Annotated in this window: 10 protein-coding genes; all 10 read right to left on the bottom strand. The window is 43.7% G+C overall.

The window, feature by feature from the left end:
- Positions 1–71: 71 nt before the first annotated feature.
- The 10 genes from MHN32_RS10190 to tssH are packed head-to-tail and all read right to left on the bottom strand — an operon-like array spanning position 72 to position 15,161.
- A complete protein-coding gene (locus MHN32_RS10190) occupies positions 72–1,028 on the bottom strand; it encodes a hypothetical protein (protein WP_239421650.1) in 957 nt (318 codons plus the stop codon).
- A gap of 51 nt (positions 1,029–1,079) precedes the next feature.
- Positions 1,080–2,042, bottom strand: a complete 963-nt coding sequence (locus MHN32_RS10185; RefSeq protein WP_239421649.1) for a hypothetical protein — start codon at positions 2,040–2,042, stop codon at positions 1,080–1,082.
- A 13-nt stretch (positions 2,043–2,055) separates the two neighbouring features.
- Positions 2,056–5,865, bottom strand: coding sequence for a toxin VasX (locus tag MHN32_RS10180; protein ID WP_239421648.1), 3,810 nt, complete (start codon positions 5,863–5,865; stop codon positions 2,056–2,058).
- Entirely contained in the window at positions 5,862–6,884 is a 1,023-nt protein-coding gene (locus MHN32_RS10175; RefSeq protein WP_239421647.1) for a DUF4150 domain-containing protein, read from the bottom strand. Before MHN32_RS10175 ends, MHN32_RS10180 begins: the two co-directional genes overlap by 4 nt.
- The gene (locus MHN32_RS10170) at positions 6,881–7,783 is read right to left on the bottom strand and encodes a hypothetical protein (RefSeq protein ID WP_239421646.1); all 903 of its coding nucleotides are present in this window, start codon (positions 7,781–7,783) and stop codon (positions 6,881–6,883) included. Before MHN32_RS10170 ends, MHN32_RS10175 begins: the two co-directional genes overlap by 4 nt.
- Positions 7,773–8,813 carry a DUF2169 domain-containing protein gene (locus MHN32_RS10165; RefSeq protein ID WP_239421645.1) on the bottom strand — a complete coding sequence of 347 codons (1,041 nt, stop codon included), beginning with the start codon at positions 8,811–8,813 and terminating at the stop codon, positions 7,773–7,775. The genes MHN32_RS10170 and MHN32_RS10165 overlap by 11 nt, the downstream gene beginning before the upstream one ends.
- Positions 8,800–9,951: a hypothetical protein gene (locus MHN32_RS10160; protein WP_010604817.1), complete on the bottom strand. Its 1,152-nt coding sequence runs from the start codon at positions 9,949–9,951 to the stop codon at positions 8,800–8,802. Before MHN32_RS10160 ends, MHN32_RS10165 begins: the two co-directional genes overlap by 14 nt.
- 17 nt (positions 9,952–9,968) lie before the next feature.
- A complete protein-coding gene (locus MHN32_RS10155) occupies positions 9,969–10,391 on the bottom strand; it encodes a hypothetical protein (protein WP_010604818.1) in 423 nt (140 codons plus the stop codon).
- A 16-nt stretch (positions 10,392–10,407) separates the two neighbouring features.
- Positions 10,408–12,447, bottom strand: coding sequence for a type VI secretion system tip protein TssI/VgrG (tssI, locus tag MHN32_RS10150; RefSeq protein WP_102056849.1), 2,040 nt, complete (start codon positions 12,445–12,447; stop codon positions 10,408–10,410).
- A 26-nt stretch (positions 12,448–12,473) separates the two neighbouring features.
- Complete coding sequence (tssH, locus tag MHN32_RS10145; protein ID WP_239421644.1) at positions 12,474–15,161, bottom strand: type VI secretion system ATPase TssH; 2,688 nt, start codon at positions 15,159–15,161, stop codon at positions 12,474–12,476.
- Positions 15,162–15,167: the final 6 nt, after the last annotated feature.

The following is a 15,167-nucleotide window of genomic DNA, read 5'->3' as shown; positions in this document are numbered from 1 at the left end:
CACTCTAGACGGCCGAAAATGAATGCCCGCTTTACTAACGCCCGAGTTGTACCTATTTTGGTTTTTCGTCGTTACCACACTTCCATGCGATTTACTTGGCAGTCGTCGGCATCAAAGTACTTTTTCATCACCTCTGGAAATGGACCATTGCCGTGAGCATTCCTATTCTTTTTAAACGTATACTCCATAGCACTGTGATAGTACTCGTCAATTGGTTGAGTAATATCCATAAACCTATTCATTTGTGACCAATCGTGAGTATCGCCACCTCCTGCAATACCTATACGATTTCCAAACCAATAGTGCTCGGGGTATTTTCTACAACTTAAGTAACCCGTTTGCATCGATGCGCTGCCTCGCATATTTTTTACTTCTGGACCAACAACATACTCTAGGTCTTCTATGGGGATATAAAATGGCTTTCTGAATAAGGTGTACGGCGTTCTTACCAATCCGGTATGGCGGTTAAACTCGATTGCATCCACAATACGAATTGCATTCCCTATTTTGTACATTATTAAAGGGAATGCAGTCAGTAAAAACAGCCCCAACCATGAATGCCAAGCTGGCATACTGTCGTCTGTCATACTTACCCCTAACAGACAAACCCCAATGATAGGGCCTAACACCAACCCATGTAGCCTAATAGACCATAATCCCGGTGAGCGCGGTACGGAAACAACCCGACCATCGCATTGGCTAGGGTAACTTACACCACTAAAGTCGTCTCTCGGCGCAAATCTGTCTTTACAGGGTTTTGCGTCTTTAAACTTACAACCGTTTAATTCCTCAGCCTTGGTTAGTCGTTCCTTATAGCTTAAGTTATGGAGGTAGTCTTTTGATAACGCATCATAAAAATTTCCCTCTCTAATATATTTTAACCTTCGTTCTGAGTACCTTTGCATTTCCTCCAATTCTTTTTTCTCAGCTTCACTAGCTTCTTCTTGATAATATCTCTCTCTTCTTTTGTCGCCTTCTTTGATGATTTCTTCAAGTTCTTCTTGAGTCATCTCTTCAATCTTTTTCATCACCAATTCCTTTTAGTCAACCACTAGAAAGCACTTGTAATGATTAACGCCCTACCACACTTCCATGCGATTAATTTGGCAGTCATCTGCATCAAAGTACTTTTTCATCACCTCTGGAAATGGGCCATTAAAGTGGGCATTCTTATCGAGCTTATAGTGATACTCCATGATTTCGTAGTAATATTCTTCTATCGGTTGGGTAGTGTCCATAAACCGATTTATCTGAGCCCAATCGTTTAGGTTTCCACCATCTCCGAGTCCAATCGCATGGCCAAACCAAAACTTTTCAGGATATTTTCTGCAACTTAGATAACCCGTTTGGAACGAGCCGCCACCTCTTGCGCTTTTCACCTCAACGCCCACCACATATTCAAGGTCTTCTATTGGGATATAAAATGGTTTTCTAAACAGGGTGTAAGGTGTTCTCACCAACCCGGTGTGACGATTAAACTCTATGTTATCAATAAACCGTAAAGCGTCAGAAAATTTAAACAACAAGAAAGGCGTGATGAAAAGACCTGCCAAACTCAAGTATAAATAGTCTACTGGAAATGTATGAACCAGTGTCAGTACAATCAACATAAACCCAGCAATTGCAGACAATATGGTTATTACCATTCGAAAAAGTATTAAGCTTGGGTGACGAACTACCGCAACTTTTTCACCGTCACAATTCCATGCACCAAAGAGACGTGCAGGACCATCAAAATCATCTCTCGGGGCAAACGCGTCTTTACAGGGTTTTGCGTCTTTAAACTTACAACCGTTTAATTCCTCAGCCTTGGTTAGTCGATCCTTATAGCTTAAGTTATGAAGATGATTTTTTGGTAGTTCTTCATAAAAAATACCGCTAAGACGGTAACCTGTTTCTCTATCTATATATGCGTCAGTTTTTGCAAAGTCTTCTTTTTCTTCTTCGGTAGCTTCTTCACGGTATTTTCTGTTTCTTTCTTTAGCCCTTTCTATTAAATAAATATCCCGCTCTTCTTGAGTCATCTCTTCAATCTTTTTCACTCTCCGTTTCCTTCTATCTTATTGGCGGCCTTTCAGGAAATCTGAACTTTTGATTTAATCTTGAAAGTTCTTTAATGTATCTAACCCCTTTAGTGATCAAATAACCATCGTCTTTTTTAGTCACTACCGTTGGTAAAGAGTACAACTCAGCTGCGCTCTCGATCACTTTTTTACCTTTACCATTGGGATAGCTTTCTACTTCAATGATTAACTCAATAGAGCTACCAACTTCTAGGTTTAACAGTTCACAGAGTTTTCCTTCAGTGAACTCAAAGTAATAACCGGTTCGATTAGGATATAGCTTCCAACCACTGCTAAGCTTGGCCAACTGATGATGATTTATCTCCTGTATTTTATCATCACCTTCTTTTGACCAATAGAAACGAGCAGAAAATCCTTCTAACTCATTGGTAAGGGGCGCGCTTACCTGCACTTTAAATACACTTAAAAATCTTTGAATGTTTATCGTAGGCGAGTACAACATACTATAAAAATCGGTTAACGCATTTTCCATTTTTTGCTGCCATGTTGACGCCCGTATAGCTGAAGACTTATTGCTATCGTCTTTATATTTTTGTTGGCGCTTTTTACTCCAAGGACAAGCATTTAGCCAAGCCTCAATTTCAGATTCATGAAAAATAAGCAGTAAACCAGCACCGATTAAAATTATTAGCAGACCCAATAACCCTAATACACTCGCGATCGCTCCAAGAGTTGCAATTGTACTCGCAGCCATGCCGAGAGTTAAAAAGGAGGCTAGAATTATAGAAGAAGACGCTGCAAGTGAAATAAAACCCACCATTAAAGTAATATTGGCGAAATATAGTTCTTTATCACCGCTTTCTTTTTCTGATAGTGCATCAGTAAAAGCTGCATATGCACTTACTGAGCTTGCAATTAAGGTAAGAGAGGTACCAGCAACAACTAACCAAGCGCGAGAAACTATTTTCGCCCCCACCCCTGCAGCCTTTTGAGTAGTAATTGAGTTAATTTGAACTGCCGTTGGCAGACCATGTTTTTTTTCCATAATATTTAAGCCAACATTAAAAATTATATCGGCAAGATCTAACACTGCTGATACTTTTGATAACCCACTAGCCTCAGCCTTAGCTAGCGTGCTAAAACAGTTATACACCTCAAGTACTGCAACAGTCCCTAATGTGCCATGTAGCGTAGTTTCAAACACTTTTGGGGGAACTTTAAATTTTGATAGTCGTTCCAAAGCATCCACTTCTTTTTTGAGACTATCCAGCTCCCAGGTATTTCTATTTATCCGTTTTGTATAATCTTGAACTTTTTTTCTTATATCCCCAACTTCGAAATTAAGTTTGGCAATCTTACTCGCATCCAACACCAATACTTTTTGTTGTAAGCGTTTTTGTGCAAATTCGGCTTTTATTTTTTGCCGCTCCAGTGTTTTTTCAATTTCACCCAAGGTACCATCCAGAGACAAAATATGATCTAACTGTTGCTGAACAATCTGTCCTCCACCTAACTCAGTTCTGACATAAGGGTGTGCTACAGGATTCTTCTGATGACTATCAGCAAACGCCTCTGCCGCTTTCTCCAGCTCATTCAGGCGCTTAGATGCTCGTTCAGCTTTTGACTGAAAGTCTAGTGGTAAAAATCCGTCAGGTAAATTGCCATCTAAATAGTCTGCAATAGACAGGTTAATCTCTTTTATCAAACCATTTGTCGAAACATCTACCAATTGCTTAAATCGACCAAAGAGATCCCCTCTGACACTGTTTTCAAATCTAGCTGATTTTGCATACTCTATCGAGCTTGACAATGCACTAAGCTCTCTCTTTGCATTCGTTAGTTGATATTGCACATTGGAGGCAGTTTTTTTGATATCACGTAATGCTTGCTCTTGGCGTTCTATTTGTAAGTCTAGCTGTGCCACTACTGAGTCTGGATTCATGCCTCCTGCAACAGCCGCACTTAAAATTTGGTTACGCGCTTTAATATAAGCACTAATTTCTGCTTGTTTAGCTTTAATAGAGCGCTCTAGTTCCACCTTTTCATCTTTTAGTGCATTTGTATCAAGCGCTAACGTTTCTGCTTTGGCTTTACGGTCTCCGTATACCGATTTGATATCCTGCCCTTGGGCTGCATTTAATCCAGTTGGCACCTCTAGACCAATCACCAAGAATCCCCACATCGCCTGTGAAGCTCTTCGGAGTACTTGTATTACCGCTTCTGTATATGATGAGTCTTGGTCATGCATGGGCTGCAAGTTATCTTGCATAAGCGTAAGATCAAAGCGCGTGTCAAATTCGTCGTTTGAACCTTTAAGACGGCACTCATACGCAGTCATCTCATCCTTTATCTTTTTAGGATAGAGCAGCTCAATTAATCTTAGCCTTTCAGTCGGATGCGTCCCCATCACTTTTAGCCAACACTCTTGCCCTACGTCATTCGCATCCAATTCATCTAACTTTTTGAAATCATCGTCTGACACCGCAAAATGACTGATCAGGGTAATGGTTAAGTCCTTTATTGGGCCGAGTACATCGGAGCATACTGCGTATAGTAAGCACCGGCGTATATCATCGTAGTAGGCATAGTCTTCAATGGAGTAATAAAAAGAATTGTTTTTTTGCTCGTCGCTCATAATCTCAAAGAGCTTCGCTTTTGATTGATTAATTTGCAGACCGAGTTCAAAGGCGCGGTCAGTGTGAAGATATTCTCTAAATTCAGTGGTGCTGAAGCTATCTTCTATATACTCCCGATACTGCTGTGCAAGATCCTCAGCGTCTTCATCAACTTCCACTCCGAGCGCCTTCTTCTTTTCTATTCCTTTTGGATAGTGAAAGAAAGTGCTCTGAATTGCAGTTGCTAACGAATGCTTTGCCAATTGGTTTGGACTAGGTTCGAAACGTTCAGTCTTAGACTCTGCTTTAAATTCAGGATCTTGTTGTATTGACGTTACGGGAAGGCTTAACAACTCCTTGCGATATATCGCAACCCTGGCGCTGGTGTCACGGGCTAACCCTATACTGTCGGCTAGTACCGGTACATACACACCTGACATATCTGGAACAGGTAAAACTAGGTGATCGGGTAATGTCGAATTATCGTAACCCTGCTTAAAACTTGCCAGTTTATCGAGTTTTTGCATTCTGTTGGCACGTCTGTTGGTCGCTTGGTCTCCGTTAAGACCGGGCTTTACACTTGGTCCATAATTTAAACGCGGATCCGTTTCAGCCATACCGCCAAATGCTTCAATTTGCTTCCAGCTCCATTGAGTTTCTGAATAAGCAATTTCAACACTACACTGTTGACCATACAACTTGTTTGGGACGATGATGGTACTGAGCTCTTCTGTAGTGGCTTTTCGCTCACCTTTGTCAACCATCTCAAGTGCTAATTCTGTATTGTCTACACTACACTCTTTGCCATAGTTATCTTTTTTATAAGAATATTCAGCAACACGAATAACTCTATGACCCTTTTGAAAGGCTAAATTGACATCTTTAAACGCGACACCTTCACCATTTTCCCTTGGAAGTACTTCCAGCTCTCGCCATAAGTGTCCGTCAACGTAAATATAGATAAATCCTTCTCTTAGCTGATCTTCTCCGTCTATCCCCATTCTCAACGGATAAATATGGACCAACTCCACTTCTGCATCTTGTGCAGTGTCATTCGCCGAAGAAGTACCAAGTGGTATTTTGTAGTATCCCGAGGTGCCAAGATCTGGGTTAGTATCAGCAACCATCAAAGACACTTTCTCTTGGTCGTTTGCTAGCCCTTCAAAAACTAGCTCTCTGTGAGCGGTTTCAAGATTCGTTAAGTCTGGTACTGTAAAATCACTCATCCTAGTTTCACTCCGTCCTTGTAATACTCTTTACCTGATACGCTTACTTTTAACTTTTTACTTCCTGATTTATCGGGGGTTGCATCTCTTTTCGCCACTGACAGTGAGCTAGGGGTCGCACCGCCCGGTTGATTCAAGGGAGAAGGTGGCGTGTTTTTACTGTTAGAGATCATAAGATCTCCTTGGCGCACGGCGGGTTTTCCTTCGATATACACATCAAAAGAGCTGGTAATAAACTCTGCTTTGCCTTTGATTGTGCCACTGGCAATGCCTTTCTTTTTACCGGGTTGGTCACCGGTGCTTTTTGAAAAGTTACTTTTGACGTTGGCTGCGGGATTGCCATTGATTTTTACTGAGCTTGCCGTGCTCGCTGCATCACCTGATTTGGCGAGATTGCTATAAGGAATTGGCACAACAACCTTACCAATCTTAGTCCAGCAAACATCTATGGTATTTAGCATGCCACCACTGTCTTTATGGACTGCGGTGCGACCATTAATTAATACGTTTTGGCCGCTCACGATGCCTACCTGCTGTGCTTCGCTATCTACATCTTTTTCAATTTGTTCCTCTGTGCCAGCTTGCCATCCTATTTTGCGCTCAACCAAATCTAAAAATGCCCGAGCGTTGTCAATGGGCATGTGCATATCCATGCCAGTCTCTGGCTCTTCATGAGGTAGAATTGGCTCGTTTTTTCCATCGTTCCACTTAGGCGGTGGGACAATATAGTCACTGGCAAACTCGGTTATCATTTCACCTAGCATCATATCGCCATATTTAGCGCGCGCAATCTCATCTATAAACGCGTTTTCACCGCTTGCTTTATCAGGAAATACGGCAATCCCATTTACACAGCCAATAGCACCATTATTTTTCGCTGCGATAGTAAGCTTTAGCAATGCGGGATTATTATGTCGCCACGACACACTCCCGCCTACTCGAAGCATTGCAGACATGGCATCTTGATCGTACTGAATTGAATCAGGCTCTTTTCCTTTTACTGCCGCGATAAAGCTCATAACACACTCCTTGTTACTGAGATTAATTGTGGTTTTTCTTGCTCTGTGATCAGCCACACTCTGTCAATATGGCGATTTAACGGGTTATGTAGATAACTACTAGCAACCGCAAGTCCTATTGCATTATGGCCAGCGCCAATATAACCAATGGTATTTGCCGTGTTGTTGAGTTCAATTAACGCGTCATGCTCTTGGTACAAGGCGCGGCTGGCATTAAGCCATTCTCTTTGCCACTGTTCACTGAGTAAGCGGGTTGAAATATAGGGCTCACTTACCTCTGCGTGCAGCTCTTTTAATAGCTCACCTAAGTCGCCCTGGTATGCTTTGGTTTGGCATGCATTTTTACTAGCGCTTGTACCAAGCAGTACGCAACCGCCTTCACTTAATATAACACCTTCGGGGCCGCCAACAACTTGTAGCTTGCCTACCCAGTTTGGTTTTGACGCTTCATCATAACCAACGCAACTATCTACAAATACATAGAGACTATTTGGCGAGAGCGAATCAATATCAAGCACTTGATACAACTGAATATAGTCAACGTTCAGATCAAGATGGTCACAAAGCGCCCTAACATCGGACAGTTCTATATATGGCTCTTCTGCTTTTGTGTTGGCAGTAACTAGATTAATGGTGCCATCCCACGCGTTGGCACTGCCATCAAACCGTTGCTTAGTCTGGCTTAATAAAGATTCTAGAATGGCTAAACAGCGGTCTTTACGCAGTGTGACCGAGATTTCTTCAATTTGTGCGCGCAAGTATGGTGCATCGAGGCTTCTATCGTATCTAACAATGGCTTTGCTTGGCGTGCAAAAGCGCATGTTGTTTGCGACCGCGGTATATAAAGCACTGGGGTGGTTACCGGCGGGGGTTTCTAGCGCGATTAATTCAAACTGCATGTGCCACTCCTTGCGCTTGCGCCTCTTCGACTAAGAACACACTGTTACTGCCTGTTTGGCTCTTTTTTACCCTTCCTCGCCAAATTAATGAAAACTGCTGTGTTTGCGAGTCAATTACCAGCGTATCACACTGCATATCAATAGGCGTGGCGTCTGGGCCATTAACTAAACGACAACGTGGCACAGCTCTTGGTAACGTCAGCTTCAGGCTTTGTCCATAAGGCAAATCTGGCGTCAAGCCCATCATATCAATCCACCAGCCATCACTAAATAGGTTTTGAGTTTGTTGGTCTTGCGGTGCGACTTGATAATGCGCAGCGGGGACTGCTGCTTTATATGGAAACTTGCCCGCTAAAGCTTGGGCTTCGTCAACCTCAGGAAGTTTATCCATCCTTGGCGACCAAAATGGCGGGATCGCTGCAAAGCTTGCAACCGCAGTGTCGTGGCTCGGCTTTTTTAATACCTGATTAGCATACTCCACTTGTGGCAATGGCTGGCCTTTCGCTTCTTTATTTTTGAGCTTATAACCACGACCAAGGGGATTTTGGGTAGAAACTTGTTCTTCATCCGACGGACTTGTGCCGCCATAGGCAAGTTGGTAATTTAATACACAGGACGATAATACTTGTGGATCGCTCGCCACAGGCCCGAATAGCGTTCGCTTCCACACACGCTCACCAGTAACTCGAAGTAATTTATCAACAAATACATTGTCGTTACAGCCGAGTTTTAGTCCAACTTCAATCACTCGCGCTTGCTTATCGGTTGGTGGAAAACAGGTCAATTCACCGTATACTTCAAAACCGGTTTTATAGGGCTGAACTTCGCTAACGGCGGTTAGGCAGGCTTCAAGCCCCTCACCGTCAAAGTCATCAGCAAGCACAACTGGCGCTCCAGTTGGATCGGGATACACATTACCCTTTACGTCGTATTCAAAGTTCTGCTTCACAGCGATGACTACGATGGGATCTTTTTCCTCATCCCAAGCCTCAACCGTGCTACTTTGCCACTCGGATTCATTCACTAGCATGGTTCAACTCCTGCTTTACTGATTGCCATTGAAGATAAGCCATCGGCATGTAAAAAAGCGCAGCGCCAAGTGCATACGAGGAAATTTTGGAAAGCTTGCGCTGTATAGCAAGGCCAGCCAATCCCTGTTGTAACCAAGCCGCTGGCTCAGAGACTTTACGCCCTGCGAGTTGATGTTGGATATTTGCTGTAATTAGGGCTTGGCGTTCGTATTCTGCTTGCTTAAAACTGGGTAATTTTTGCGATTTTTGAGACTTAACGCCAGTTTGTGCATCACTTATTGCAAATTCTTCAGGCAAGTCGAGAGCGGTGATTTGTTTCCACGCCTCGTAAGCTGGACGAGCGGTACTGGGGGCTTCGAGTAACTTAACTAGATTTTGTAACGAACGGGTATGAGAAAAGTACGGAAATACTTCTGCAATGTAGCTTGGATTATGCTGACAATAAAGTAAGCATGGTTCATCCCATTTTGGCTCATCGAGTAAACCTGCCAGCTGCAATAGTTTTGCTTTTAGCGCGGCATCATCGGTCATCGCAAACCGCTTAACTAAGTGCTCTGAAAGTTGCTCTGTATTACACAGCCACATATTCACCAATGCCGTGTAGGCAATTTCAGGGTTGCTATGTTCAAGTGCGGCCATGAGTTGGTGGCGCGACAAGTTAGCCGTACTAAATGCTAAATAGATAAGGCTCGTAGGCCAATTTTCATCTGTTGATAAAATTCGCTGTCTGAGTGCATCACCAAAATCAATGCGCCATGCTGACAAGTTATGAATGAGCAGCTCAGCAAGCGCAGGCTCGCTGTTAATCGCCGTGATGATCTCACTAGCTTGGGCTTCAAGCGCTCTTGTCCCAAAAAGATGGTTAATAAGTAACAACAGCTGTGGTGAATCAATCTCTTGGGTTAACGTAAATACATCGTCAATCGACCCATGCGCGATACAATCTAGTTGTGAGCGGTTTATCCAGTGTTCTTCGTCCGTCGCAGCTAAGGTATACACATGATTTAATAGTTGTTTTTCAAGGGCATGTAAACGCCCAGTCTCAACTACTTGGCATGCATTAAACTTTTGGTAATGACGCCAAAGCGACTTGAGTTGCTGACGGTGAACGGCCAATTTGGTTGCAGCTAAAAACATAGTCACACCGTATCAGCTTAATTTAATCGAATTGGCCAGCCTTGGAGGCTGAGATCTTGCTCAATATCGGCGTTTAGCAGTTTACCTTCAAGCTGTATCTCACCATTGCCGTTGATCGCAATGCTGCCATTTTTGGTTTTGACACAGACTTTTTGCTCGCCATTTAACACCACAGTGCCGTTGTTATTTGTCACCGACGCCGCCGGAAAGTCTTGCGGTGCAGCTAAGCGACCAATAACGATAGGCATTGCCACGCTATGTAGCAACACTTCGTCGTCAATACTTACGCGTGTCACACTGTCTAATTGACCTTTAACCTTCATTTCTACATTAGATCCGTCACACTTCACTCGTAACACTTTGCCTAATTTATCAATGGCAGATACACGCCATACGATGTTACTCAACGATGGTGGAAATTGTACGACATTAGTTTTCATAGACTTTGCTCCCTGCTTAGTTATGGCTAATTGCAGAGCCAGACACTGAAATGTTGCTGGCGCTTAAGTTCAAGTTGTTCGCATCAATGGTAATATTACCTGCCGCATCGATTTCTATTTTTCCGCCGCCTTGAGAGAGCTGAATTGAGCCGCTACCTTGGCCAACGATAGAAATGTTTCTATCGGCATTGATAGTGAAGTTACCATTATGCGCCGCAAGCTCGACGTTACCGTCAACACTGAAGTAACTGATGTCTTGCGCGGCCTCTAGATTAATGGATTGCTGCGCTTCGAATTGAATATTGCTATCAGCAGACTGAATTTTAATGTCGGTATCTGCGGTGAGTTGAATAGCCTCTTTGGCATTGATCTCAATATTGGACTCAATACTTTGGATATAAACAGCATCTTCTGCGCGAATGCTTATTTCTTTGTCGGCTTGTGCCACAATATTCGCTTGTGATTGCAACGTCATCGCTTCTTTCGATTTAATATCGATGTAACCTTTTTTGGTTTCAAGCTTGATAAATTCGCTACCTTCGGTGGCATTAAATTCGAGTATATTTTCTTGCGATTTGGTGAACAATTGGATTTTCTCTTCGCCTTCTTTGTCATCCATCAACAAAGTGTTTGACGCTCTTGTCACCAATTTGTTTTCGCTGGAATTCTCAAAAGTTACAGGGCTTAGTGCCTCCTCGTTAAATAGCGCACCGAGAATAATTGGCCTGTCTAAATCACCATTTTCACCCGCCACCATGACCTCAGTTCCTTTGTTTAAGGGAAAATGCATGCCGTATCCACCCGGTCCACCATAGTGCTGCATAAGTCGAGTCGGTTTACTCTCTTCCCCTTCACCATCTTGGTTAAATGGCAACTTGACTTTATACCGTCCTTTGTTATCCACTTCTTGTTCGATCGTGGCGTTAAACGATGCAAAGACCTTTTTGCGTTTTATGACAGGCGCTTTAAACTGCACATCAATTGGGATGATCGTCGCTTGGTTTTTATAGGTTAAGCCTTTTACCTTGGAGCCATATTCAACGCTGCCACCTTGACAGCCTTTATGGGCAACGGACACCACTAAGTAACGACCGCTGTAATTAGGGTGATCGGTTATGGTTAAAGCTACACCTGGACGAAGAGCTCGACAGTCGGTATCAATAACAAAAAGATTTCGCTGACAATCAATGCTTTGCTGGTGTACTTTGGTAAGCGCGTCGCCATCACCTTCAGTCATGAAGTTTTCAGCAAATATACTGTCTTCACCAAAGCCACCAACCTCTGTTTGATTGTTACTATTAACAGACAACGCACAGCATTTTTCATAGTCTTCGTCGTACAGCCTAAAGCCACTATTGAGTAGGCTCGCTTTTTTAGAAAAGGCAAAGACAGACTCACTTGGCCTAACTTGTCCGGTAGGTGACGCATAAGGCAAGGTGATCTCTTCCATCTCTGCAGAAAAATCACTGCTGCTGCCAAACACTGACAGATTGGCTTGACTGCCCGTTGACTCTGTGCTGCCGTAAACAAAACCGTAGCGGCGCATGAGACGCGTTACAAAGTCAAAATCACTTTCATCGTACTGCACAGTCATAGCAAGGGATGGTGATGATGCCTTTAGTTGCAATTTTCCTGACGGGAACCCTGCCTTGTCTAACACACTTTTAACGATGGCATCCGCAGACATGTCGGTAAAAACGCGATTAGATCGTTGATGTTTGAGTAACACCAAAAGTGATTGAAAGGATAAGGTATACACGTAGCCTTGATGACTGCGACCATGGCAAACATATTCGGTAATAATTCCCGAAACCGTTCTGTCAGACATCGCCCACGTAATGGAAAATGTAACATCCTTACCAATCACCAGATCAGGCTCAATTAGTTCCTCACTTAACACCTCAATATCAAAGCGATAGTCACTACATAAGCTGTCATTCTGTGATTCAAAACTCAATACTTTAAATAAACTCCCAGACAACCCCGCAATTTCGATTGCAAAGTGACTTTCGTTTGCCTTAGGCAGTTTATCGGCAAGTGATGCGAACATTTCCATTTTTGTCTCCTTACTCGTATCTACCGTTAACTTAAGTCGGCGAATACGGCTTCAATTTCACCATTTTCATCCAGTGTCAGCGTCAGCAGATCTGGCATATCTTCTTCGCTCATAAAGCCCAAAATGGAGCGAGCGATCCCAGGTAAAATTTGTTGTTCAATTGTTGCGTTAACCAATCGTGCGCCGCTATCAGACATAGCGCATTTATCGGCTAGATAATCTAGCGCCGTTTGATCTACGCGCAGTTGTATAGCGTGATTGTCACGAAGTCGCGCCGCGACCTTCTCAAGCTTTAGTGCCACGATATGTTTTAATACATCAGTATCAAGCGGGAAGAAAGGCACAACCTGCATCCGTGCTAAAAGCGCAGGTGCAAAATGCGCGAGCAAGTTTGGCTTAATTAAGCTGACTAGCTGCTGAAAGCTCGGTCTCTCAAACGGTGTTTCTTCTTCGTTGTTGTCTTGTGCTTCTTCGTCTTCAGGTACACCCTGCTGAATGATCCCATCCACCATTTGCTGCATGGCCTGTTGCTCGGTTTCCGGTGTACAAGCATTGATGATTTGCTCAGCCCCTAAATTAGAAGTCATGATGATAACCGTGTTTCTAAAATCGATTTCACGCCCTTCACCATCACGCATTACACCCATTTCAAACACTTGGTAGAACATATTCATGACATCTGCGTGGGCTTTTTCCACTTCGTCAAGTAACACCACAGAATATGGACGTTGGCGCACAGCTTCGGTTAACACCCCACCTTCACCATAACCCACATAACCCGGTGGTGAGCCTTTGAGTTGTGATACCGTGTGTGCTTCTTGATATTCACTCATGTTTATCGTGGTTAAGAACTTCTCGCCACCAAATAGTAGTTCGGCTATGTGTTTTGCAGTTTCGGTTTTACCAACCCCTGAAGGACCTGCTAATAAGAATACGCCCAGTGGGCCAGATGAGGCCGATACACCTGCTTTTGCTACCCGTAAGGTTTGTGCAATCGCAGTCAATCCAGCATTTTGCCCCACAACACTTTGTGCCAGTGATTGCTCAAGCTTAAGTAAGTTCTCCAGCTCGTCTTTCACCATGTTACCTACAGGGATCCCAGTCCAACTTGCGATCACTTGCGCTACCGTATCACTGGTCACTTCGGAGAAAATCGCATTGTCATCTTGATTTAATGCAGCAAGCGCTTGTCTAATCGCAGGTTTCTCTTCGTCACTTGCACCGTGTAGGGCATTATAAGTATCAATTTGCAGATCACGGCTTTGCTCAAGCTCAGCAAGCTGCTCTTGGGCTTGTGTAAGCGCATCGGTGAGACTTTGAATACAGGTTTGATCTGCAATCCCAAGTTTTGATTCGATTGCCAAGCGTTCAATTCTGCTTTGATAGTAACGGATCTGCTCTTTGGCTTTATCAATCACCACAGGCGACGTTGCCGGTCCCATTCTCACCATAGCAGCGGCGGTATCTAGTACATCAATGGCTTTGTCAGGCAATTGTCTACCTGTAATATATCGAGCAGACAACGTAACCGCGGCTTCAATTGCACTGTCTGTGATTTGAATTTGGTGGTGCTTTTCGTATTTATCTTTCAGCCCCGTGAGCATGAGCTTTGCGGCTTGCTCGGTTGGTTCATCGACTTTTATTAATTGAAAGCGGCGTTCAAGCGCAGCATCGCGCTCAAAATATTTTTTATATTCGCTCCATGTCGTTGCAGCAAGTGTTCTTACTTCTCCACGTGCAAGCGCTGGTTTTAGTAGGTTTGCGGCATCTCCCATGCCAGCGTCGCCACCAGCACCAATCAAGGTATGCGCTTCGTCAATAAACAAGATAACGGGGGTAGCTGAGCTCTTTACTTCATCAATGACTTGTTTAAGACGACGCTCAAATTCACCTTTTACACCTGCTCCGGCTTGTAGCAGACCCATATCCAATACGCAGATCTTAACTTCTTTAAGTTCTGGCGGAACTTGCCCTTCAACAACGCGCTGAGCAAGTCCTTCTACCACTGCCGTTTTACCAACACCAGGTTCACCGACAAAGATTGGATTATTTTTACGGCGACGACACAACACATCGATTGCGAGACGGATCTCCTCGTTACGCCCAAGGACTGGGTCAATTGCACCAGAACGTGCTTTTTCAGTGAGGTCTTCACAAAATGCTTCTAGCGCACTTTCACCTTGTGAGCGGCTATTCGACACAGTGTTGTCAGCATTTGGCTTACTGAATACTTGACGCTCAGTCGAGCCTTTACAGATCTTGTTTAAATTCTGCTTTAAGAAGTGCGTATCAATCTTGTCGAACTCGCGTGCCAGTCCAAATGCAGGGCTATATATCGCCATGTCTTTGAACGAGTCAATCAGCGCAGCGCCTGTGATCCAATCATTTTGATGGCGCATGTTTGCGCTGAGCCATGCTTTTTCTAACCACTCATAGAGGCGACGGGAGAAAACCGGCTTGCTCGGGTTACCAGCATCTTGTTGATTGATAAATTCGAGCGCACTATTCCACAATGCGTCTTGATCAACTTCGAAGAAAGGTAAAATCTTCGCAACATCGCCGTCATTGTGCTCTTCCATTAACTTTAATAAGTAATGCTCTGGTAGCACTTCAAAATGCTTTCGACTCGCTGCGAATCCAGCCGCGGCTTCTAACGCTGTCGCGCTGTGATGATTGAGTTTGTCTATGAGATTCTTTATGCCTGTTGCGTCCATCTTTTA

This window comes from Pseudoalteromonas sp. Of11M-6, from assembly GCF_022347905.1.
In the GTDB taxonomy this organism is placed as follows: domain Bacteria; phylum Pseudomonadota; class Gammaproteobacteria; order Enterobacterales; family Alteromonadaceae; genus Pseudoalteromonas.
This window is presented reverse-complemented; position numbering and strand designations above follow the sequence as displayed.

Excerpts from the sequence above, each read along its gene's own strand:
- MHN32_RS10160 (WP_010604817.1), bottom strand. The coding sequence starts at position 9,951 with ATGTTTTTAGCTGCAACCAAATTGGCCGTTCACCGTCAGCAACTCAAG.
- MHN32_RS10190 (WP_239421650.1), bottom strand. The coding sequence starts at position 1,028 with ATGAAAAAGATTGAAGAGATGACTCAAGAAGAACTTGAAGAAATCATC.
- MHN32_RS10155 (WP_010604818.1), bottom strand. The coding sequence starts at position 10,391 with ATGAAAACTAATGTCGTACAATTTCCACCATCGTTGAGTAACATCGTA.
- tssH (WP_239421644.1), bottom strand. The coding sequence starts at position 15,161 with ATGGACGCAACAGGCATAAAGAATCTCATAGACAAACTCAATCATCAC.
- MHN32_RS10175 (WP_239421647.1), bottom strand. The coding sequence starts at position 6,884 with ATGAGCTTTATCGCGGCAGTAAAAGGAAAAGAGCCTGATTCAATTCAG.
- MHN32_RS10170 (WP_239421646.1), bottom strand. The coding sequence starts at position 7,783 with ATGCAGTTTGAATTAATCGCGCTAGAAACCCCCGCCGGTAACCACCCC.
- tssI (WP_102056849.1), bottom strand. The coding sequence starts at position 12,447 with ATGGAAATGTTCGCATCACTTGCCGATAAACTGCCTAAGGCAAACGAA.
- MHN32_RS10165 (WP_239421645.1), bottom strand. The coding sequence starts at position 8,813 with ATGCTAGTGAATGAATCCGAGTGGCAAAGTAGCACGGTTGAGGCTTGG.
- MHN32_RS10180 (WP_239421648.1), bottom strand. The coding sequence starts at position 5,865 with ATGAGTGATTTTACAGTACCAGACTTAACGAATCTTGAAACCGCTCAC.